We start from the raw sequence: 20,585 nt of genomic DNA on the forward strand, positions 1-20,585 counted from the left end.
CATGACGAACCGACGGGCATCGCGCGGACTTTCGGAGGGGACGTCGTACTGGACCGACTGGATCGAAGGGCTCCCCGAGGCCTCGCTGCTCTGCCGGGACCTGCTCGCCACGGAGCGCAACGACCGGCCGACGGCGACGGTGACGACCCCTGTGGATCCAGAGGTCACCGCGCGGACGGCTGCTCTCACCCGCGGGGACCCCACGCTGGTCATGGTGCTGTCGACGGCGGTCACCGCGTTGCTCGCAGCCGTGCAGACCGACACCCGTGAGGTCTGCGTGCTGACGGAGGCCGACGGACACGCCTTCCCCGTGCGGATCGTCGTCGACCCCGGGCACTCGGGCCGGCAGCTGTTGTCCGGCGTCCGGAAGGCGTATCTCACCGGCGCCCGCAACCTCGGCGCTTCCCCCGAGGCGATGCTGCGGCGGGACGGCATCGTCCCCACCGACTTCGCTGTGACGGCCGCGCGTGCCCAGCAGCCGGCCGCAGGGGCCACCTTGGGCTTCTCGGTGGCGGACGGACAGCTGTCGGTGACGTACCGCACCGACCTGTTCCTCGCGTCGACGGCCGACCGGCTGGTGCGCGGCTTCACCAGGCTTCTCGCCGGACTGCTCGACCCGACCGGACCGGACACACTGGGGCCGATGCTCACCTGGGTGGACCCTGCCGAGGCCGAGCTGCTCGCCGCCGTCAACCGCACAGACCACCCCCGGACCGAGGGCGTTCTGTTGCACCACGGCCTTCAGGACGGGGCCTCGCGCTTCCCGGACCGGGTGGCGGTGCGCGATGGCGCCACCACCTACTCCGAGCTCAACCGGCGGGCGAACCAACTGGCCAGAAGACTGCGCGAACTGGGAGCCGGTCCCGGCGAAGTCATTGGCATGGCGATACCCCGGTCCACGGACGAACTGGTCGCGCTCTACGCGATCATGAAGGCTGGCGCCGCGTATCTGCCCCTCGACACGGCACTTCCAGCGGCCAGAATCCGCCATGTGCTCGAACGCAGCCGGACCCGGATCGTCGTCGGCACGCGGTGCCCGGGCGCCGAGGTGCTCGTCGACCCGGCCGATCCCGCCCTCGCCGCGCTGGACGGCGCCGACCTGCCCGACCTCGCGACCGAGGACGATCTGGCGTACGTCATCTACACCTCCGGGTCGACCGGGGTACCCAAGGGCGTGATGGTCGAGCACCGGGCCATCGTCAACCGGCTGGCCTGGATGCAGCGGGCCTACCCCCTGGCCGCCGACGACGTCGTCCTGCACAAGACGCCTGTCTCCTTCGACGTCTCGCTCTGGGAGATCTTCTGGTGGTCGATGGCCGGCTGCTCGGTGAGCACACTGCCGGCCGGCGCCGAGCGTGAACCGCTGGCCATCATGGACCGCGTCCGGGAACACCAGGTCACCACGCTGCACTTCGTCCCGTCGATGCTTCAGGTGATGCTGCCCAGGCTCCGGGGCCTGCGCACCGCCGGACTGCGGCGCATCTTCGCCAGCGGTGAGGCGCTGAGCACCGGGACGGTGAGCCTTCTGCGGGAGTCCTACCCGGACGGGGGGCCCACCCTGATCAATCTGTACGGACCGACCGAGGCGGCCGTTGATGTCACCCACTACGACTGCACCAGCCACGACATGCGCCGGCCGGTACCGCTCGGCACCCCCATCGACAACCTGCGCCTGCGGATTCTGACCCGGAGCGGGCACCCGGCACCGGTCGGTGTGCCGGGCGAACTGTATCTGCTGGGCACCGGACTGGCCCGCGGATACCTGCACGAACCGGCACGCACCGCCGAGCGCTTCGTTCCGGACGCCCGGGGCCACGGCGTGCGCGCGTACCGGACCGGTGACGCGGCCCGCTGGCTGGAGGACGGCACGGTCGAGTACCTCGGCCGGCTGGACTCGCAAGTGAAGATCCGCGGACACCGCATCGAACTCGGCGAACTCGAACACGTCATGCGTGGCGTGGCGGGAGTGACGGACTGCGCGGCGACCGCCACCGACGGGGTGCTGCGAGGCTTCGTAGTCACGGACGCACCGGACGCGGAGGAGACCGTACGGTCCGCTCTCGCCGAGCGGTTGCCGTCCTACGCGGTGCCCGCCGTGATCCACCGGATCGCGGCGATCCCGCACACGCCGAACGGCAAGCGGGACCTGAAGGCACTGGCAGCGCTGCCCAGGCGGTCGAACCGCGGCACACCTCGGGGCGAGACGGAGACCGCGCTGGCCGCGGTCTTCTCGGGCGTGCTCGGCGGCGCCCGGATCGGCGCCGAGGACAACCTCTTCGACCTTGGGCTCGACTCCATCAAGTTCATCGGCTCGCTGGCCGCCGCGCGGTCGGCCGGTCTGGAGTTCACCCTCCAGGACCTGTTCGCCCATCCGTCCGTGGCCGCGCTGGCCCGGGTCGTACGCCGCGGTGTGGGAACGGACGAGGCCGGCCCCGCGGGGCCGTTCGCTCTCCTCGGCGAGGGGGCGAGAGAGGGGCTGCCCACCGACGCGGTCGACGCGTACCCCTTGACCTACCTGCAGCGCGGGCTGCTCTACGAAATCGCGAGCCGGGACGCGGCCGTCTACCACGACGTGTCCACGTATGAGTACGAAGGGCCGCTCGACTGGTCCCTGTTCCTGCGGGCGGCGGGGGAAGTGGCCGACCGGCACCCGGCGTTGCGCACGTCCTTCCACCCCGGCCACCGGCCCGTCCCGGTGCAGGTGGTGCATCGGACGGCCCCGGACTGGTGCCGGGCGGTCGACCTGTCCGGCTGGACCGACGCGGAGCAGCGTGCCTACGTCGCGGAGGCGGTCGAGGAGGAACTACAGGCCGGGTTTCCGGACGGCGTACCGGGCCTGGTCCGGCTGCGGGTCCTCGACCTGGGGGGCGGGCGCCGGCAGGTGCTGCTCAGCTATCACGCGGCGGCGCTCGACGGATGGAGCGTCAACCGGTTGCTGTACGACCTCTTCGCCCACTACGGGGCGCTGCACGCCACCGGCTCGCCGATCCCGGGCGCCGAGCCGGTCGGATTCGAGCGTTTCGTCGCACTCGAACAGCACGCTGTCGAGACGGCCGGACACCGCGAATTCTGGCAGGGTGTGCTCGACGGCGCGGAGTCGACCAGGGTCCCCCGGCTGCCGGCCGCGGACCTGACCGGCACCGAGACGCTGCGGACACACGAGATCGGGCTGGAGGCGGGCCTGGGCGCCGAGCTCATGGCGCTTGCGGGCCGGACCAGGGTGCCGGTCAAGTCGGTGCTGATGGCGGCGCACCTGGCGGTGCTGTCCTTCGTCTCCGGCCGTGTGGACGTCACCACCGGATACGAGCTGAGCGGGCGCCCCGAGCAGCAGCATGCGGACACCACCCTCGGGCTCTTCCTCAACACTCTGCCGCTGCGGGCGCGGACCGACGCCGAGAGCTGGACCGAGTTGATCCGCAGGGTGCACACAGCGGAGGTGGAGCTGCTGCCGCACCGGCGCTTCCCGATGGGCGAGCTGGCCCGGGAAGCCGGACGCGAACTGTTCGAGGTGGTCTTCAACTTCACCCACTTCCACGTGCTGGACGATCTCGACCGGCAGCACGGTTTCCGGCTGCGCCGGGTCGCGGTGCACAGCCAGACCGAGTTCCCGCTGAGGGCGGAGTTCTTCCGGGACGCGCTGGACGGGGCCGTCGGCCTGACTCTGCACTACGACGGTTCGGCCTTCGGCGCCGAGCAGATCGGCCGCATCGCTGGCTACTACCGGAGCGCGTTGCGGCTCATGGTCGACGATCCCGGGCAGCCTCCGGCGGCCTGTTCGCTGTTGGACGACGCCGAGGCGCGTCAACTGGCGGCCTTCCGTTCCGGACCCGACTACGAGGTGCCGGGCGACACGGTCCTCGACCGGTTCGCCGGCATCGTCGCCGCCCGGCCCGACGCCGTGGCCGTCCAGCACGCGGATGCCGCGCTCGGCTACCGGGAGCTGGATCGCGAGTCCCGGCGGCTGGCCGCGGGCCTGGCCGCGCGGGGTGTGCGCCACGGCGAGCCGGTGGGCGTGCGTATGGCGCGCGGACTGCCGTGGGCGGTGTCCGTGCTGGGCATCATGCGGGCCGGCGCCGTGTACCTTCCGCTGATGCCGGGGGACCCACAGGAGCGGGTCGACCGCATGGTCCGGCGGGCCGGCTGCCGGACCGTGCTCACACAGGCGGAGTACGAGGCGGTCCTGGCAGCGGGCCGGGCCTCGGAGCCGGCTGCCGAGCCGGCCGTGGTGGCCGACGACCTCGCCTACATCATCTTCACCTCCGGCTCCACCGGTGAGCCGAAGGGGGCGGCGGTGACTCACCGCGGCATGCTGAACCACCTCCAGGCCAAGGTCGTGGACCTCGCTCTCACCGACTCCGACGTGGTGGCCCAGACCGCCTCGCAGAGCTTCGACATCTCCGTGTGGCAGCTGCTCGTCGGGTGGCTCACCGGCGGCCGGTCGGTCATCGTCGACGATGTCGTCGATCCGGCCGACCTCTGGCAGACGGTCGCCGACACCGGAGTGACCGTCCTGGAGGTCGTCCCGTCCCTGCTGGACGCGTTGCTCGAGGCCCCGGACCGGCCGGCCGGACTCGGACCGCTGCGCTATCTGATGGTCACCGGCGAGGCGCTCCAGCCAACCCTCACGCGGCGCTGGTTCGCCGCCTACCAGGTTCCAGTGGTCAACGCGTTCGGGCCGACCGAGGCGTCCGACGACATCACCCACCACATCATCGCCGCGCCGGTGGACGCGGAACGGGTGCCGGTGGGGCGGCCGATCCTGAACACCACGCTCCACGTAGTGGGGGAGGGCGGAACGGCGGTCCCCATCGGCACACTCGGCGAGATCCTGGTGAGCGGCCCCGCGGTCGGTGCCGGCTACGTCAACGACCCGGAGCGGACAGCGGCGGCCTTCCCCGAGAACACCCTCGATGACACCTCTCCGCGCCTCTACCGCACCGGCGACCTCGGCCGCTGGCTGCCGGACGGGCTGCTGGACTGCATAGGCCGACGCGATCAGCAGGTCAAGGTGCGGGGGTACCGGATCGAACTGCCGGAGATCGAACAGGCGCTGAATCGGGTGCCCGGCATCACCAACGCCTTCGTCTTCGTCCACCGGGAATCGGCGCAGGTCAGGCTGGTCGCCCGTTTCACGGGTGATCCCGCTCTCGACGCGGCCGCGGTCCGCGCCGAGTTGGCCCGCGAACTCCCCGCCCACATGCTGCCGGACGTCATCGCGCCGCTCGGCGAGGTGCCACTGAACACGAACGGAAAGGTGGACCGTCCGGCCATCGCCGCCCTGCCGCTGCCCATGACGGACCGGCACCCGCCTCGGCCGCCCGCGACGGCGGCCGAGCGGGAGATGGTCGAGCTGTTCGCCGCGGCACTCGGCCTTCCCGCCGACGCCGTCGGGGCCGACGGCGACTTCTTCGACCTGGGCGGCCACTCGCTCAGCGCGATGGCCGCGGCCGCCCGGTCGGGCGGCCGGTTCGGTGTCCGTGACCTGCTGCGGCACCGCACCGCCGAGGCCCTTGCCCGGGTGTCCGAGCGGGCGGACGGCGGCCTGTTCGCGGAGATCGCGAGCTCCGGCCGGCCGGAGCTGACCGTGATCTGCTTCCCCTACGCGGGCGGATCACCGGTGAGCTATCTGCCGCTCGCCGAAGTCCTGCGGGAGTCCGTCCCCGTGCGGTTCCTGGTCCTGGACCTGCCGCCGGGAGCCGAGACGGAGCCGCGTCCGCTGCTGGACGCCCTGGTGGCGGAAGTGGACCAGGTGGAGGGACCGCTTACGGTGCTGGGGCACTGCGCGGGTGCTGGACCGGCACTGTCGTTCGCGCGTCGACTGCCGCCTGAGCGGGTGGCGTCAGTGCTCGTCGTCGGCAAGACGCTCAAGTCGGCCGACCCCGCGGACCACCCCGTGCGCGCCGTGCTCGACGCCCCGGACGAGACCGTCCGGGGATGGGTGGTGCCGGACACGGGGCGGCCGGTTCGGTCCGGGCCGACACCGGACGAGGTGGCCGCCCTGCGCCGGGACACCGCGCTCGGCAATGCCTGCCTGGTCGGTCTGCTGGGCAGCGAAGGTGTGCTGACACGGCCGTTCACCGTCCTCGCGGCCGCCGACGACCCGGTGGTGCCCGATTTCGAGGGCACAGCGCCGAACTGGGCCCTGCTCGCCGCCGATCCGCAAGCGGTGAGCGTGCCCGACGGCGGCCACTACCTCAATCGGACCAACCCCCGGCTGCTCGCTTCCCTGCTCATGCCCGTCACGGAGAACACAGATGCTCAGCCCGACCGTGCCTGACCCCGGCGAGGACTTCGTTCAGCTGACCGGCTTCCTGCCCCACGCCGAGCTGTGGCTCAAGCTGGAGTCCCGCAATCCCGCCGGGTCGATCAAGATGAAGACCGCGGCCGCCATGATCGGCGCGGCCGAGCGGGACGGGCTGCTGCGACCCGGCGCCGAGCTGATCGAGTCCACTTCGGGGAACCTCGGCGTCGCGATGGCCGCGATCTGCGCGGCCCGCGGCTACCGCCTCACCCTGGTGACCGACCCCAACAGCAACTACCGCAGTGTGCAGCAGATGCGTGCACTCGGAGCCGAGGTGGTGGTGATCGAGCGACGCGACGAGAACGGCGGATACCTCGGCTCCCGGATCTCCTACATCACGCTCCGGCTGGCCACCGAGCCAGGACTCATCTGGCTCAACCAGTACGAGAACCCGGCCAACGTGGCGGCCCACCGGGACGGCACCGCGGTCGAGATCTGCGAGCGGTTCGGTGTGCCCGACTGGCTGTTCGTCGGGGTGGGGACGTCGGGCACACTCATGGGCTGCCTGGAACACTTCGGCACTCTCGCCACGCGGCCCACGGTGGTCGCGGTCGACGCGCTGGGCTCGGTCACGTTCGGTGGCGCACCCGCGCGCCGGCTGATCCCCGGAATGGGGGCGAGCCGGAAGCCGAAGATCTTCGGTCCGGGGGAGTACCGCCGGGTCCTGGTGTCCGAACGGGACACCATTGTCGCCTGCCGCCGGATCGCCTCCGGCTACGGCTTGCTCGTCGGCGGCTCGACGGGCACCGTCGTGGCGGCGGCGTCGGCCCATGGGCACCGGCTTCCTCGGGGCAGCCGGGTGCTGGCGATCTCTCCCGACCTCGGCAGCGCCTATCTCGACACCATCTACGACGACGGGTGGGTTGCCACCCACTATGGCGACGGACTGCTGCAGGACCTGACGAGACCGGCGCGGGAACCGGTCCGCGAAGAGCCAGTGAAAGCGGGAACATGAGTACGATGACCTTCTCAGTGGTCGGCGCCTCCGCCGTACGGACGGCGCTGGCCGGCGCCGAACAGGACGTGGTCGACCGCGTGCGCGAGGCGTATCTCCTGCACGACGCAGGCGGCACGGTCAACCCGGACAGCTACTTCCTGCGGTTCGCGGAGAAGCCTGACAGCCGGATCATCGCGCTGCCGGCCTTCCTGGGCGGCGAGTCCGAGACCGCCGGGATCAAGTGGATATCCAGCTTCCCGGGCAACAAGGACAAGGGGCTGCCCCGAGCCTCCGCGGTGCTGGTGCTCAACGACTACACCACGGGCTACCCGAAGGCGCTGCTGGAGTCGGCGACGATCAGCGCCGCGCGCACCGCGGCGTCCGCCGCGCTGGCGGCCGGAGCCCTGCAGCGCACCCCGCCGCGCAGCTGGGGCGTGATCGGCGCGGGCGTGATCGCGCGGGAGATCTGTCGCTACCTGGCCGCCACCATGCCCGTGCCGCCGGTGGTGCACTGCCACGACCTCGACCCCGGTGCGGCGGAGCGCTTCGCGGACGAACTGCCCGGCGGACTGCCCGCGGACCTGACCACGGCGTGCGACGCCGACCTCGTCGTCTTTGCCACCACGGCCCTGAACCCCTACCTGCCGGCGGATCACCGGTTCCGGCCCGGCCAGTTGGTCCTGCACGTGTCGCTGCGAGACCTGCCACCGGAGACGCTGCTGCACGCCGTCAACATCGTCGACGACGTGGACCACTGCCTGAAGCAGAACACGTCACCGCATCTGGCCGAACAGCTGTGCGGCGACCGGTCGTTCGTGACCGGAACGATCGCCGGCGTCCTGCGGGGGGACGTCACCGTTCCCGACGACCGACCAGTGATCTTCTCGCCCTTCGGCATGGGTATTCTCGATCTCGCCGTGGGCCGGTACGTACTGGACCGGACGGTCGAGGCAGGCACGGCCATCGAGATCTCCGACTTCTTCGCCCCGGATGGAGTGTGACGGTGCAGACCTCCGTACGACCCGAGTGGCTCTCCGAGCCGGCCGACCTGAACGCACTGCCGCCCCGGCTGTGGCCGGCATCCGCTGAGCGCGCGGCCGACGGCGTCCTGTCCGTGGGCGGAGTACGGGCGGACGATCTCGCCGCGGAGTTCGGCACTCCGATGTACGTCTTCGACGAGGCGGACTTCCGGGCCCGGTGCACCGAATTCAGTGAGGTCTTCGACGACTTCGACGTCTACTACGCGGGCAAGGCGTTCCTGTGCAGGCCCGTCGCCAGGATCTGCGCCGAGCTCGGTCTGCACCTGGACGTGTGCTCCCCGGGCGAGCTGAGGGTCGCGATCTCGGCCGGCTTCCCGGCGGAGCGCATCGTCATGCACGGCAACAACAAGTCCGCCGAGGAGCTGTCCGCAGGCCTGCGCCACGGAGTCGGCCGTATCGTGCTCGACTCCTTCGACGAGCTGGAGTCGCTGCGCAAACTGGCGGCCGAAGCCGGGGTCCGTCCGCAGGTCCTGATCCGGGTCAACGTCGGTGTGCACGCGGACACGCACGCCAATATCGCCACGGCACACGACGACCAGAAGTTCGGGTTCTCCCTGCGCACCGGTGACGCCTCAGCCGCGGTCGGCGCGGCGCACGGTGCGGACGAACTCGACCTGGTGGGCCTGCACATGCACCTGGGCTCGCAGATCTTCGGTCTGGACTCGTTCGAGCGGGGGGTGCGACGGGTCATGGAGGTCCGCGCGCGGTTCCTCCGCGAGCACGGAGTGCTCCTGCCGGAGGTGAGCCTCGGAGGCGGCTTCGCCATCGCCTACCTGGACCACCACCGGCCCACCCCGCCGGCGGAGATCGCCGCAGGACTCAGGGAGTTCACCCGGCGCAGCTGCGCGGAGCTGGGGACGGAGCCGCCGCGGCTGGCGATAGAGCCGGGCCGGGCCTTGGTCGGCCAGTCGGGCATCACCGTTTACCGCGTCGGCACGGTCAAGGAGGTCACCGGTCTGCGCACCTTCGTCGCGGTCGACGGCGGGATGAGCGACAACATCCGCCCGGCCCTCTACGACGGGGTCTACACGGGTGTCCTGGCCGGCCGGAGCTCGGACGCGGGCCCGATGCTCTCCCGCGTGGTCGGCCTGCACTGCGACGCCGGTGATGTCGTGGTCCGCGACGACTACCTGCCCGCCGACACCCGGGTGGGCGACCTGCTCGCGGTGCCGACCACCGGCGCCTACTGCCGGAGCCTGGCGAACAATTTCAATCACACGCCACGCCCGCCCGTGGTCGCCGTCCGCGACGGCGAAGCCCGGCTGTGGCTGCGCCGGGAAACGTACGACGACCTGCTCGCCCTGGAAGTGGAATGACTGATCCCGCCTGCTTCTCCGCGACCGGCTCCACCGCGGTCACCTTTCCCTCCGGCGCGCTGGAGGACAGGGCGGTCGTGCGCCACGTACGCGCCCTCGCCGACGGGTACGGACTGGTCTGCGACACCACGCCCTTCCATCCGGAGGACCACAGCTGGCCGGACCAGCCGGGGGACCGGGGAGCCGTCGAGTACGGCGGCCGTGTGCTCCCGGTGGTGGACAGCGTGATCGGCGCCGCGCACCGGGTCACCGGCGAGCTGCGCGTGGCCGGGGACATCACGGTCCGCCGCGGCGATCCCGACTGGACCTGGCACGTCGTACATGTCGTCACCGACGAGCCCTGGGACCTGGCCGGCCACGAGGTGCGACTGTCCGTCGATCCGGGGCGGCGGGCCGGTCTGTCGGCCGGCCACACCGGCTGTGAACTGGTCGGACCGGCGCTCAACGCGGCCCTGCGCGAGCGGTGGGGCAAGGAGGTGGCGCTCGACTCGCTGGGCGCCCCCGACTTCGACAAGATCGCCATCGTGAGCTCACGGATCGGCGCCCACGGCAGTGTCGACCGCTACCGGATGAGCAAGTCCCTGCGCCGCAAGGGCTTCGTGGCGGAGGGACTGGCCGGCGAACTCGGCGACCTGGAGGCCCGGGTCAACGCGCTGCTCGCGCAGTGGGTGGCCGAGGACGTCCCGGTGACGGTGCGTACCGACGGGCCGTCCATCGCCGACCGGCGGCACTTCGTCTGCGCGGTGCGGCAGGGAACGGTCACGGCGGCCTGCGGCGGCACCCATGTCGCGACCACCGGGGAACTGGGCCGGGTGACCGCACGGTTGGAACTTGCCGAAGACGGTAAGGAATTGGTGCTTCGTACGTCCATGGGAGAGATGGCGACATGACCACGCAGACGTTGACGGAGATCTTCGACGAGACTGCGGCGCGGCACCCGGAGCGTATCGCGGTCCGTGACGAGAGCACTGCGCTGACCTACCGGGAGCTGGCGGACCGGTCGGTCGGCATGGGCCGGCGGCTCCGCAGGCTCGGAGTCGCCCCGGGCGACCTGGTGGGTATCCACCTCGAGCGCAGGGCCGACCTTTTCGTGGTCCTGCTCGGAGTGCTGCGGACCGGTGCGGCGTACGTCGCGATCGACAGTCGCTACCCGGACGCGCGCCGCGACCTGATGCTGCGGCTCAGCGGCGTCCAGGTGGTGATCACCGAATCGGACTGGGCGAAACGGCTGGACGGGTCCGAGGTCCGGGTGCTGACCCTTCCGTTGCCCGACGTGCCCGCGGCCGAGGAGCCGTTGCCGGCTCCGCGGCCCGAGGACGCCGCGAGCGTGCTCTTCACCTCCGGTTCCACCGGGACTCCGAAAGCCATTGTGCTGGAGCACCGCAACCTGGTGACCTTCGCCCGCAACCCCGGGCTTCCGGCGCTGACCGAGCAGGACAGGACCGGCCAGATATCCAGCCTCTCCTTTGACCTCTTCCACTGGGAGACGTGGAGCAGCTTCGCGGCGGGTGCCGAGGTGTCGGTGCTCCCGCTGGTGCCGGACCTGCTGGCCGCGGGGTTCGACAAGGAGATCCGACGGCTGGGGATCACCGCGATGTTCGTGCCGACCATGGTCATGGGCCATGTCACGGACGAACAGCCGGACGCGTTCGCGGCGTTGAGGCTGCTCTTCTTCGGAGGCGACGTGGTCGCGCCCGCGGTCTGCCGGGTCATCCTGGAAGCCGGTTTCGAGGGCGGTCTCCTCAACCTCTACGGACCCGCGGAGTGCACCACGGCGGTCGTCGCGCACCGGGTTGCCATGGAGGACACCCGCAAGCAGTCCGTGCCGGTCGGCCGGGCACTCGACCGGGTCGTCGTGGAAGTGCGTGACCCGGACGGGGTGCCGGTGGGGCCCGGAACCTCGGGGGAACTGTTCCTCGGGGGGCCGCAGGTGGCTCGGGGCTATCTCGGCCGGCCCGATCTGACTGCCGAGCGGTTCTCCCAGCAGGAGGGCCCCCAGGGTGTCACCCGCTTCTACCGGACCGGCGATCTCGTACGGGTCGGCGAGGACGGCGTCATCGACTTCCTGGGGCGGGCCGACCGGCAGGTGAAGATCCGGGGATACCGGGTCGAACCCGGAGAGGTGGACCGGTTCCTCCTCGGTCTCCCCGGTGTCCAGGATGTGGTGGTCACCCCGGTCGGAGAAGGGGTCGACCGGCGGTTGGTCGCCTTCGTGGTCGCCGCGGGCGGGACGACGCGGCAGGAGCTGCTGACCGCGGCCGAACAGAACCTGCCCCATTTCATGGTGCCCAGCGATGTGCGTCTGGTCGACAGAATTCCAGCCGATCAGCACGGAAAGCGGATAGTTTCCGGGCTTCTCGAGGGACTCGCCGCGGACAACACGGGAATCGCAAGTGATGCCGTTCCGGTCGGTGCCGAGGAGGAATTCGTCATCAAGCTCTGGGAGGAACTGCTGGGAGTCGATGGAATCAAGGGCTCCGACAGTTTCTTCACCCTGGGAGGGAACTCGCTCCTGGCTTTCCGGGCGCAGCTGAAGATTGAACGAAGGTTCGGCGTGAAAATCGCCAACGCAGACATTATGAAGGATTCCCCCGCGGCCGAGCTGGCCGCGAGGATCAGAGCTGAGGGGACGTCCGGGGTCTGAGGGGCGGCCCCGCGGTCGGGGGCGGGCGCCGAGCCGGCACCCGCCCCCGGCATCAGGCTCGGTCGAGCAGGTCCTCGCCGTTCAGCAGCAGCTCGGTGTTGACCGCGTTGATCTTGTCATTGGAGATCATGACCCGTCCCGAGTAGAGGTCGCGCAAGTGGCGAGCGATCGAGAAGCCGCCCTCCTCCGAGTAGCCGGCCATGCCACAGACCTCGAGTGCCTGCGCGGCCACCCGGACCGTCTCCTCCGAGGCGGACAGCTTCAGTGCGTTGGACTGCATGGTGAGATCGCGAGGGAAAGCGTCTGCCTGCGCGTTCCGTGCGAAGTCCGCGGCGAAGCCCCGGACTTCCGACCGCAGCATCGTCAGGGTGGCGTGCATGCGTCCCAGACGGGGGTCCGGGGCGAAGGTGCCGCCGGCGCGGGCCGCCTTCGCCTGGGAGAACCGTACGGCGCGACGGAAGGCGTCGGTGGCTATCCCGGCCCAGACGGCGGCCCACAGGAGGTGTGAGAGCGGGACCATGATGTTCGCCGCGATCACGCTGAAGGGTTCCGCCAGCACCTGGCCGCTGGGGACGACGGCCTGGAGGTGTTGCGGTGCGCTGCACGTGCCGCGCATGCCGAGGGTGTTCCACGGGCCGGTGCGCCGCAGTCGGGCCTGCTTCGCGAGCACCAGCACGAGGACCTGCTCGTCGGATGCGGCCTGCTGGTCACGCCGGGCCGTGACGAGCAGACTGTCCGCCTGCTCGCCGTACGAGACCGTTGTGGCGTGCTTCTCCAGCAGGTGGTCCTCACCCACCTGGACCAGAGCGGCCCTGCTCGTCCGGAGGTTCCCACCGATACCGGCTTCGGAGGTGACGGAGGCGATCAGATGCTGCTCGGTGGCCGCCGTACGCAGATAGTCCGCGATGACCGGTCGGCTCTCCGCCCCCATGGCCAGGCAGACGAGCTGGATCTGATGCATCACCCAGATCATGCCGGTCGAGCCGCAGTGTCCGCCGATCCGCATGGCGAGCTCCGTCAGCTCCGCCGCCGTCAGGCCGGCTCCGCCGTAGGCGGCCGGGGCCGCGGCGGAGAGCAACCCGGCGTTCTTCAGCGCGTCGATTCCCTGGTGGGGGAACTCGGCCGCGCGGTCAGCCGCGTCACCGCTGCCCGACAGCGCTTCGCGCAGGGCACCGATGCGGGCGAGGGCCTCGGCGGCTGTAGCGGGGGCAGCTGCGTTGGTCATGAGGGGACCTCCAGGCTGTGTGCGTGTTACGGCGCTCAATGGGGCCACGCGGCGCACGGCGGCCCGGCGCGGGGTGGCCCGCGCGGCGCGGAACGACAGGGAATGGACGAACGTCAGGCCTTGGGCTCGCTGGCCCCCGGAAGACGGGCGGTGTGAGAGCGGCAGACGGCAGTGGGGCGGTGCCGACGGCGATCCCGCTTCCCGCGGTCCGAGTTGGGGTGCACCTTACGTCACCCGTCTGTTTTGCCTGAGCTACATGATACGCCCTTCACAAAGCGAGGGACCGGCCGAAGCGAATACTGTCCCTCGCCGCCCTCGCATGCGCCGGAACGACAGACTGATAACAGCTCGGAAACCGGGACCCATTCCGGACGAAGTGCCCGCAATTAGCGATGAGCACTCCCAAGGGACGTGAACGGACCCTGGGGCGCCGTCATTTGAATGGTTGACAGAAGAATGGTGAGCCTGTTCCATTGCGTCGGATACGTCATGTCGAGCGGCTTCGGATGCCCGCCCGGCTCTGGGCGGCTCTCCCGCCCTCACGCAACGCAACAACCATGGTCAGCTTCCGGCGCCGAGCTGTTCCATCGATCCAGGGCAGAGATTCGGCTCGCGAGGGAGTAGCCAGTGGTGAACGGTCGAGTGACCTGGCGGGTGCCGGGCGTGACTGACCGGCAGGTGTGCGGATGAGGCGACGGATCCATCTGTTCCTGTCCTACCTGGCACCGAACTGGCGAACCGCGGTATTCCTGCTGCTGCTTCTGTTCACCGAGGTCGGGCTGTCCCTCTGGAATCCGCAATTGCTCGGCCGCTTCATCGACCGGGCCGTGGACGGTGCCGAGGTGGACGCTCTGGTACACATTGCCCTGCTTTTCATGGGACTCACTGTCGCCCACCAGATCGTCGTGTCGCTCGCCGGCTACTTCGCCGAGGACCTCGGCTGGCGAGCGACCAACCGGATGCGGATGGACCTCACCGAACACTGCCTCGATCTCGACCTGGGCTTCCACAAGGAGAAGACTCCCGGAGAGCTGATCCAGCGAGTCGACGGCGACGTGGCCACGCTGGCCCAGTTCTTCTCGACGTTCACCTTCCAGATCTTCGCCAACGTGCTGCTGTCGCTGGGGATCCTGGCGATCAGCTTTGAGGTGGACTGGCGACTGGGTCTGGTCCTCCTGGCCTTCTCCGTCATGGTGATTCCGGTGCTGCGCCGCACCCAGCGCGTGGCCTCGCCCTACTTCCACCGGCTGCGGCAGGACAACGCCGACATCGCCGGTTTCCTGGAGGAGCGGGTCATGGCGACGGAGGACATCAAGGCCAATGGAAGCGACGCCTGGACCAAGGGGCGGCTCGATGGGCTGCTGGAACGCCTGCGGCGCACCATGCGGGCCGAGAGCATCGCCTTCCGTGCCTCGTCCAGCGCCCTGGAGCTCAGCGTCGCGGGTGCCACAGCGGCCATCCTGGTGGTCAGCGCGATGCTGTTGCGCGGAGGCGGCATCACGATCGGCACGGTCTACGTGAGCTACTTCTACGCCAGCCTGCTCAGCCTTACCCTGTACCGCATTTCCAACCGCATCGACGGCCTGCAGACCGCGATGGCCGGCATGGACCGGATCGCCGAACTCTCCGACCGTGAGTCCGCGGTGCCGGACACCGGCCGGGGCGCCCTGCCGGACGGCCCGCTCTCCCTCACCTTCGACGACGTGGACTTCGCCTACGTCGACGGCCGCCCGATCCTGCGCCGGGTCGGCTTCGAGGTGCCCGCCGGCGAGACGCTGGGCCTGCTCGGGCGGACCGGCAGCGGGAAGACCACGATCGGCCGGCTGCTTCACCGCGGCATGGACCCACAGGCGGGGGCGGTTCGGCTGGGAGGTGTGGACATCCGCACGGTGCCGCTCTCGGAACTCCGTGCCCGTATCGGTGTGGTCACCCAGGACGTGCATGTGCTGAACGCTTCCGTCCGGGACAACATCACGCTCTTCGACCCGGACGTCCCCGACGAGCGGATCGACGCGGCGGTCACGGCCCTGGGCATGCGGGAATGGCTGGACGCGCTACCGGAAGGCATGGACACCAGGATCAGCGCCGGGGAGCTCTCCGCGGGACAGGCGCAACTGCTGACCTTCGCACGGGCCTTCCTGCGCGACCCCGACGTGATCCTGCTGGATGAGGCGTCGTCCCGGCTGGATCCGGCGACCGAGCGCATCGTCGGGGTCGCGGTGCGCGAACTCCTGCGGGACCGTACCGCGATCGTCATCGCCCACCACATGGAGACGGTCGGCCAGTTGGACCACATCGCGGTTCTGGACACTGGAGAAGTCGTCGAGTTCGGCCCGCGCGGCGAACTCGCCGGCGACACGGACTCCCGGTTCTCGGCTCTGCTGGGGGGTGCCTCATGAGTGCGGTACGAGTCTTCTGGCAGATCGCCCGGTGTGCACCCGGTCCCTTCTCGGCCAACCTGTTGCTGCAACTGCTGCGCAGCGTCTTCCCGTTGGTCCCCGGCTTCGTGGTCCGGGAGGTTCTGAACCGGCTGAGCGACGGTGGAAGCCTGTCCACCGGCTTCTGGGTACTGATCGCGATCCTGGTCGGCGCCGCGCTGGCCCGCGTCGTCGCGCTGCTGTTCTCCGTGGCCTTCGACGGGATCTGTGAGGCCGTCGGCATCGCACGGCTGATGCGCAGCGGCTTCGCGCGGGTACTGGCCAAGCCGGGCGCGGAACGGCTGAAGCACCCCACCGGCGACGTCGTCTCCCGGCTCACCGATGACACCACCACGGTGTCCGGCACGGTCGTCTACACGCTCATGGTGGCCGGAGCGGCGGTGCAGGCCCTGATCGCCATCGCCATCATGCTCGCCGTGGACCCGCTGATCACCGTGGTGGTCTGTGTCCCGCTCATCGTGGCCGGCTTCCTGATCAACATGGCCAGCAAGAAGATCAAGCACTACCACCGGCAGGGCCGGGCGGCGGCCGGCGACGTCAGCGCCTTCCTCGGTGATGTCTTCAACAGCATTCAGGCCATTCAGCTGGCGGGCGCGAAACCGCACGTGCTGGCCCGGTTCACCCGGATCAACGACATACGACGCCGCCGGAGCGTGCAGAGCCGCCTGTTCACAGACGTCTTCCTCGGCGCGGTCTGGAACAACACCACCGCCATCGCCACCGGGCTCGTGCTCGTGCTGGCGGCCACACACCTGCACGACGGCACCATGCAGGTCGGTGACCTCGCCCTGTTCATCGTCTACGTCGGCTGGGTCACCGACTTCACCTCGCTGTTCAGCCAGAACCTCGCCCTGGTGGTCCAGTCCGAGGCCTCGCTCCAGCGGATCGACGACGCCATGCCCGGCACGGTGAGCGACCTGGCCGACCCCGTCGCGACGCCGGCTGCTCCCGCGCGCTCCAGCCTGGACACCCTCCGGGTGCGCGGCCTCGGCTACCGGCATCCGGAATCCGGCCGCGGCGTCACGGACGTCAGTTTCGACATCGGCGCGGGCGAGTTCGTCGTCGTCACCGGCCGGGTGGGCGCGGGCAAGTCCACCCTGCTGCGCGGAGTCCTCGGACTACTGCCCCGTACGAGCGGCCAGGTGTACTGGAACGGCGAGGAAGTCAGCGAACTCGTACCGCCGCTGGCCGCCTACACGCCCCAGGTCCCGCGGCTGACCAGTGACTCGGTGCGGACGAATGTCCTCGTCGGCCACGAGGCGGACGAGGCCGGTGTTCTGCGCGCCCTGACCACTGCGGTCTTCGACAGCGACCTGGCCACCCTGGACGAGGGCCTCGACACGACGGTCGGGCCACGGGGGACCAAGCTCTCCGGCGGGCAGGTGCAGCGCGTCGCCGCTGCCCGGATGCTCGTCCGGGACACGGAACTGCTGGTCTTCGACGACATTTCGAGCGCGCTGGACGTCACCACGGAACGGGAACTGTGGAAGCGGCTCCTCGAGGACGGGAAGCGGCGCAGCTGCCTCGCCGTCTCGCACCGCCGGGCCGCGTTCGAGCGGGCGGACCGCATCATCGTGCTGAAGGACGGCACGGTGGAGGCGGTCGGCACACTCACCGAACTACTGGACTCCAGCGCCGAGATGAGGAACTTGTGGAGCGGCACAGCCGGTGAGCGGACCGGAGTGAAGGCCGTAGAGGCGGAAGGAAGCACAACGTGACCGGCAACGAGACCGTGGCGCGCACGATCGTCACCTCCGACGAGGGAAAACGGGTTCTGATCCACGGAGCCGCGGGACGCTGGTCCCTGCCGCGGCATGCCGCCGGATCGCCCGAGGGCACCCGTGCCGTCCTGCGGGACCGCTGGGGCATGGACACAGTCCGTCTCGGCACTCTGACCGACACCACGGGCGAACCGGACGGCGACCTCGTGTACGTCCATGAATGGTGTGCGCAGTCGCAGGCCGTTCCCGAGTCCACCCGGTGGGTGAGCGCGCCGGACGCCGACACGCTCACCGGCCTCGATCCGGATGACCGGGCTCTGCTCGCCGGATGGTTCAGCGGGGAGGCCGCGCTCCCGGACGTGCCGTGGATGCGCCACGGCTGGTATGCCGGGGCTGCCGACTGGCTCACCGCCGTACTCAGCGATCACGGCAGGGAACTCACCGGAGCGATCGAGCAGTTTCTGGTCTCCCCCTGGGCGTGCACGCTGCGTGTCCCGACCGGACAGGGCCATGTCTTCCTGAAGGCGGCACCGACGGGCTTCCCCCACGAGGCAGTCCTGACCCAGCGGCTCGGTACCTGGTTCCCGGACAACATCGTCCCGGTACTCGCCGTGAACCCGGAACACGGCTGGTTGCTCTCCGCGGACATCGGCGACTGCACCTTCATCGAGGACGTGACGGTCGCCGGCGACCTGCCGCGGTACCGGTCGTCCGTCGTGCGGTACGCGCAGATGCAGCAGTTCACGGCGGAGAAGGTCGCCGAGCTGCGTGAGCTGGGCGTACCGGACCGCACACCGGGGGCCCTGACGGGCCTGTTCGACCGGATGGTGGGCGAGCCGGAGCTCCTGGGCGTGGGACAGGAGTGGGGGCTGACCGTCGAGGAGCACGGTAAACTGCGCGGTTTCCGCTCGGAGTTCGCCCGGCGCTGTGCCACCCTGGCCGAGATCGACCTTCCGGACGTCCTGGTCAACATCGATTTCTGGCACGGCAACATCTCGTTCCGTCCGCAGGGGGACATCTTCTTCGACTGGGCCGAGACAGGAATCGGCAGCCCGCTGTGCGGGCTGACGACGGTCCTGCGGGAGTTCGAACAGAACGAGATCGCGGACGGGGAGCGAATCCAGCAGGAGCTGGTCGACGCCTACCTGGACCAGTGGATCCCGTACGTGTCCAGGGACGTGATCGCCGACGCGTACCCTCTGGGCCTCCAGGCGGCGATCGTGTGGCGGGCGTGGTCGTGGCGTGAATGTGTCGCGCCCGTACCCGAGCCGGACCGCCACCACGGGTTCCGGCATGCGGTCGCGGTCAACCTGCGCAGGTTGCTGGCCTTCGTTGACTGAGCGCATGAGGAACCAGGGGGTGCGCCGCCGTGCGGGTGGCGGCCGGGGGCGTGGCCGGGCCGAGCTGACGGCGGCCGTCGCCCGGATCTGGCACGAGCTGCTCGGCACGGCCGCCACGGACGACGACGACTTCTTCGAGCTCGGCGGTGACTCGCTGCTGGCCACCTGGGCCGTCGCTCGGATGCAGGAGGAGCTCGGCATCGACGTCACCCTCGACGACCTCTTCCAACGGACCCGGCTCAGCGAGCTCGTAGCCCACCTGCAGACGCTGCCGCGTGCGCCACGGGGCGGCCTCCCCGCGGCGGACGCGGACGAGGGGGCGCTCACCGCCGCGGAGCGAGCCGTATGGCTCGCGGCCGAGGTGGCGCCGCAGCCGACCGCGTATCTCATCAGCGTCGTGGTGGAGGTTCGCGGCGATCTCGACGCGGACGTGCTCGAAGCCGCCCTGGGTGACGTGATCGCCCGGCACGAGGCGCTGCGCACCGCCTTCCCGCTCATCGGTACGGAGCCGCGGCGACGGGTCGCCGCGCCGGGGCGACCACACGTCAGCCGGCTGGCCGAAGCCACTCCTCCCGGTCCTGAGCGGTTGCGCGAACTGGCTGCCGAGGACACCGAACGACCCGTCGACCTGGCACATGCCCCCTTGTTCCGGGCACGGCTGGTTGTCGACGGGGACCGTGCGATCGCCCTGCTCCTCACCGTGCACCACGCCGTGTTCGACGCCCGCTCGCTGGAACTGCTGGTCCAGGAGCTCGGCGCGTGCTGTGACGCCCGCCTCGACGGCCGGGTGCCGGACCTCACCCCGATCCCCGGCCCTGCCACCGCCCGAGCCCGGCAGCAGGCGTGGCTGGCCGGTTCCGAAGGCCGGCGAGCCGTCACGGAGCTTGCCGGGAGTCTGAGCGGGCTGCACGAGGCCGGCCCGTTCCCCGGAGCACGGGAGTCCGGCGCCGTGGACCGGGCCGGCGCGCAATGGCGGGGTCCGGTCGACGAGGACCTCGCCCGTGCCGCACGCCGTCTCGCCCTGCGGCACGGCGCCACGCTGTACATGGTCGGACTCGCCGCCTTCGCCGTCGCGCTGGCGGAATGGACCGGCACCGACGACCTGGCCGTCGGCGCCGGCTTCAGCGGGCGCACCAGCCCCGAGGCCCAGAACGCAATCGGGTGCTTCGTCAACGTGCTGCCGGTCCGTATCCGGCTGTGCGGGCCGGAGCCCTTCGCCGACGTACTGGCCCGGGCCCGCGAGGCGACCCTCCTCGTCGCGCGCCATCAGGACGTCCCGTTCGAGAGCCTGCGTGCCCGGCTGCGGCAGGAGGGCGTCGCTGTTCCCGAAGTCCGGGTGGCGTTCGGTGCCCAAGACGTGGCCCGACCTGTCCACCGCGGCGCGGGGTTCGAGCTGATCGGCAAAGAGGCCGACACCGGGCAGGCCCGGCTGGATCTCACCTGCTGGCTGGAGGCGGCGGGGGAGGACGACCTGCAGGCATTCTGGACCTACCGCCCCGGCTTGCTCACGTCATCGGACATCGCGAATCTGCACCGGCGCTTCATCGGGGCGCTGCGGGACGGGGCCGGCCCGGAGCCGGCGCACAGCTGAATCCGTTTCGGCCGCCACTGGAACACGGGGAG

The 20,585-nt window shown here is 70.4% G+C and carries 11 protein-coding genes; 10 read left to right on the plus strand and 1 reads right to left on the minus strand.

Going from position 1 to position 20,585, the window contains the following annotated elements; translation table 11 throughout:
• Window position 1: 1 nt before the first annotated feature.
• From OG710_RS19890 to OG710_RS19915, 6 genes are read left to right on the plus strand one after another with little or no spacing between them, the layout of a single operon-like run.
• Window positions 2-6,277: an amino acid adenylation domain-containing protein gene (locus OG710_RS19890; protein WP_330240525.1), complete on the plus strand. Its 6,276-nt coding sequence runs from the start codon at window positions 2-4 to the stop codon at window positions 6,275-6,277.
• Complete coding sequence (gene sbnA / locus OG710_RS19895) at window positions 6,255-7,256, plus strand: 2,3-diaminopropionate biosynthesis protein SbnA (RefSeq protein WP_330240526.1); 1,002 nt, start codon at window positions 6,255-6,257, stop codon at window positions 7,254-7,256. Before OG710_RS19890 ends, sbnA begins: the two co-directional genes overlap by 23 nt.
• Window positions 7,257-7,261: 5 nt before the next feature.
• Entirely contained in the window at window positions 7,262-8,239 is a 978-nt protein-coding gene (gene sbnB / locus OG710_RS19900; protein ID WP_330240527.1) for a 2,3-diaminopropionate biosynthesis protein SbnB, read from the plus strand.
• A 2-nt stretch (window positions 8,240-8,241) separates the two neighbouring features.
• Complete coding sequence (gene lysA / locus OG710_RS19905) at window positions 8,242-9,594, plus strand: diaminopimelate decarboxylase (protein ID WP_330240528.1); 1,353 nt, start codon at window positions 8,242-8,244, stop codon at window positions 9,592-9,594.
• Complete coding sequence (locus tag OG710_RS19910; RefSeq protein ID WP_330240529.1) at window positions 9,591-10,484, plus strand: metal-dependent hydrolase; 894 nt, start codon at window positions 9,591-9,593, stop codon at window positions 10,482-10,484. Before lysA ends, OG710_RS19910 begins: the two co-directional genes overlap by 4 nt.
• Window positions 10,481-12,238 carry a non-ribosomal peptide synthetase gene (locus OG710_RS19915; protein ID WP_330240530.1) on the plus strand — a complete coding sequence of 586 codons (1,758 nt, stop codon included), beginning with the start codon at window positions 10,481-10,483 and terminating at the stop codon, window positions 12,236-12,238. Before OG710_RS19910 ends, OG710_RS19915 begins: the two co-directional genes overlap by 4 nt.
• 52 nt (window positions 12,239-12,290) lie before the next feature.
• Here the strand turns inward: OG710_RS19915 and OG710_RS19920 are convergent, their stop codons facing one another.
• Window positions 12,291-13,463: an acyl-CoA dehydrogenase family protein gene (locus tag OG710_RS19920; protein WP_330240531.1), complete on the minus strand. Its 1,173-nt coding sequence runs from the start codon at window positions 13,461-13,463 to the stop codon at window positions 12,291-12,293.
• 686 nt (window positions 13,464-14,149) lie between these two features.
• On the opposite strand from OG710_RS19920, the gene OG710_RS19925 reads away from it, so the two are divergent.
• The 4 genes from OG710_RS19925 to OG710_RS19940 are packed head-to-tail and all read left to right on the plus strand — an operon-like array spanning window position 14,150 to window position 20,553.
• Entirely contained in the window at window positions 14,150-15,862 is a 1,713-nt protein-coding gene (locus OG710_RS19925) for an ABC transporter ATP-binding protein (RefSeq protein ID WP_330240532.1), read from the plus strand.
• The gene (locus tag OG710_RS19930; protein ID WP_330240533.1) at window positions 15,859-17,619 is read left to right on the plus strand and encodes an ABC transporter ATP-binding protein; all 1,761 of its coding nucleotides are present in this window, start codon (window positions 15,859-15,861) and stop codon (window positions 17,617-17,619) included. The genes OG710_RS19925 and OG710_RS19930 overlap by 4 nt, the downstream gene beginning before the upstream one ends.
• On the plus strand, window positions 17,616-18,962 hold the full coding sequence (locus OG710_RS19935; RefSeq protein ID WP_330240534.1) for a hypothetical protein: 1,347 nt from the start codon (window positions 17,616-17,618) through the stop codon (window positions 18,960-18,962). Before OG710_RS19930 ends, OG710_RS19935 begins: the two co-directional genes overlap by 4 nt.
• 4 nt (window positions 18,963-18,966) lie before the next feature.
• Window positions 18,967-20,553, plus strand: a complete 1,587-nt coding sequence (locus tag OG710_RS19940; RefSeq protein ID WP_330240535.1) for a condensation domain-containing protein — start codon at window positions 18,967-18,969, stop codon at window positions 20,551-20,553.
• The last annotated feature ends 32 nt before the right edge of the window (window positions 20,554-20,585 follow it).

The sequence above is a fragment of the Streptomyces sp. NBC_00525 genome, from assembly GCF_036346595.1.
Classification (GTDB): Bacteria; Actinomycetota; Actinomycetes; order Streptomycetales; family Streptomycetaceae; genus Streptomyces.

What these genes read in the sequence shown, in the direction of transcription:
- OG710_RS19890 (WP_330240525.1), top strand. Translation starts at nt 2, where the DNA reads ATGACGAACCGACGGGCATCGCGCGGACTTTCGGAGGGGACGTCGTAC.
- sbnA (WP_330240526.1), top strand. Translation starts at nt 6,255, where the DNA reads ATGCTCAGCCCGACCGTGCCTGACCCCGGCGAGGACTTCGTTCAGCTG.
- sbnB (WP_330240527.1), top strand. Translation starts at nt 7,262, where the DNA reads ATGACCTTCTCAGTGGTCGGCGCCTCCGCCGTACGGACGGCGCTGGCC.
- OG710_RS19910 (WP_330240529.1), top strand. Translation starts at nt 9,591, where the DNA reads ATGACTGATCCCGCCTGCTTCTCCGCGACCGGCTCCACCGCGGTCACC.
- OG710_RS19915 (WP_330240530.1), top strand. Translation starts at nt 10,481, where the DNA reads ATGACCACGCAGACGTTGACGGAGATCTTCGACGAGACTGCGGCGCGG.
- OG710_RS19920 (WP_330240531.1), bottom strand. Translation starts at nt 13,463, where the DNA reads ATGACCAACGCAGCTGCCCCCGCTACAGCCGCCGAGGCCCTCGCCCGC.
- OG710_RS19925 (WP_330240532.1), top strand. Translation starts at nt 14,150, where the DNA reads ATGAGGCGACGGATCCATCTGTTCCTGTCCTACCTGGCACCGAACTGG.
- OG710_RS19930 (WP_330240533.1), top strand. Translation starts at nt 15,859, where the DNA reads ATGAGTGCGGTACGAGTCTTCTGGCAGATCGCCCGGTGTGCACCCGGT.
- OG710_RS19940 (WP_330240535.1), top strand. Translation starts at nt 18,967, where the DNA reads ATGAGGAACCAGGGGGTGCGCCGCCGTGCGGGTGGCGGCCGGGGGCGT.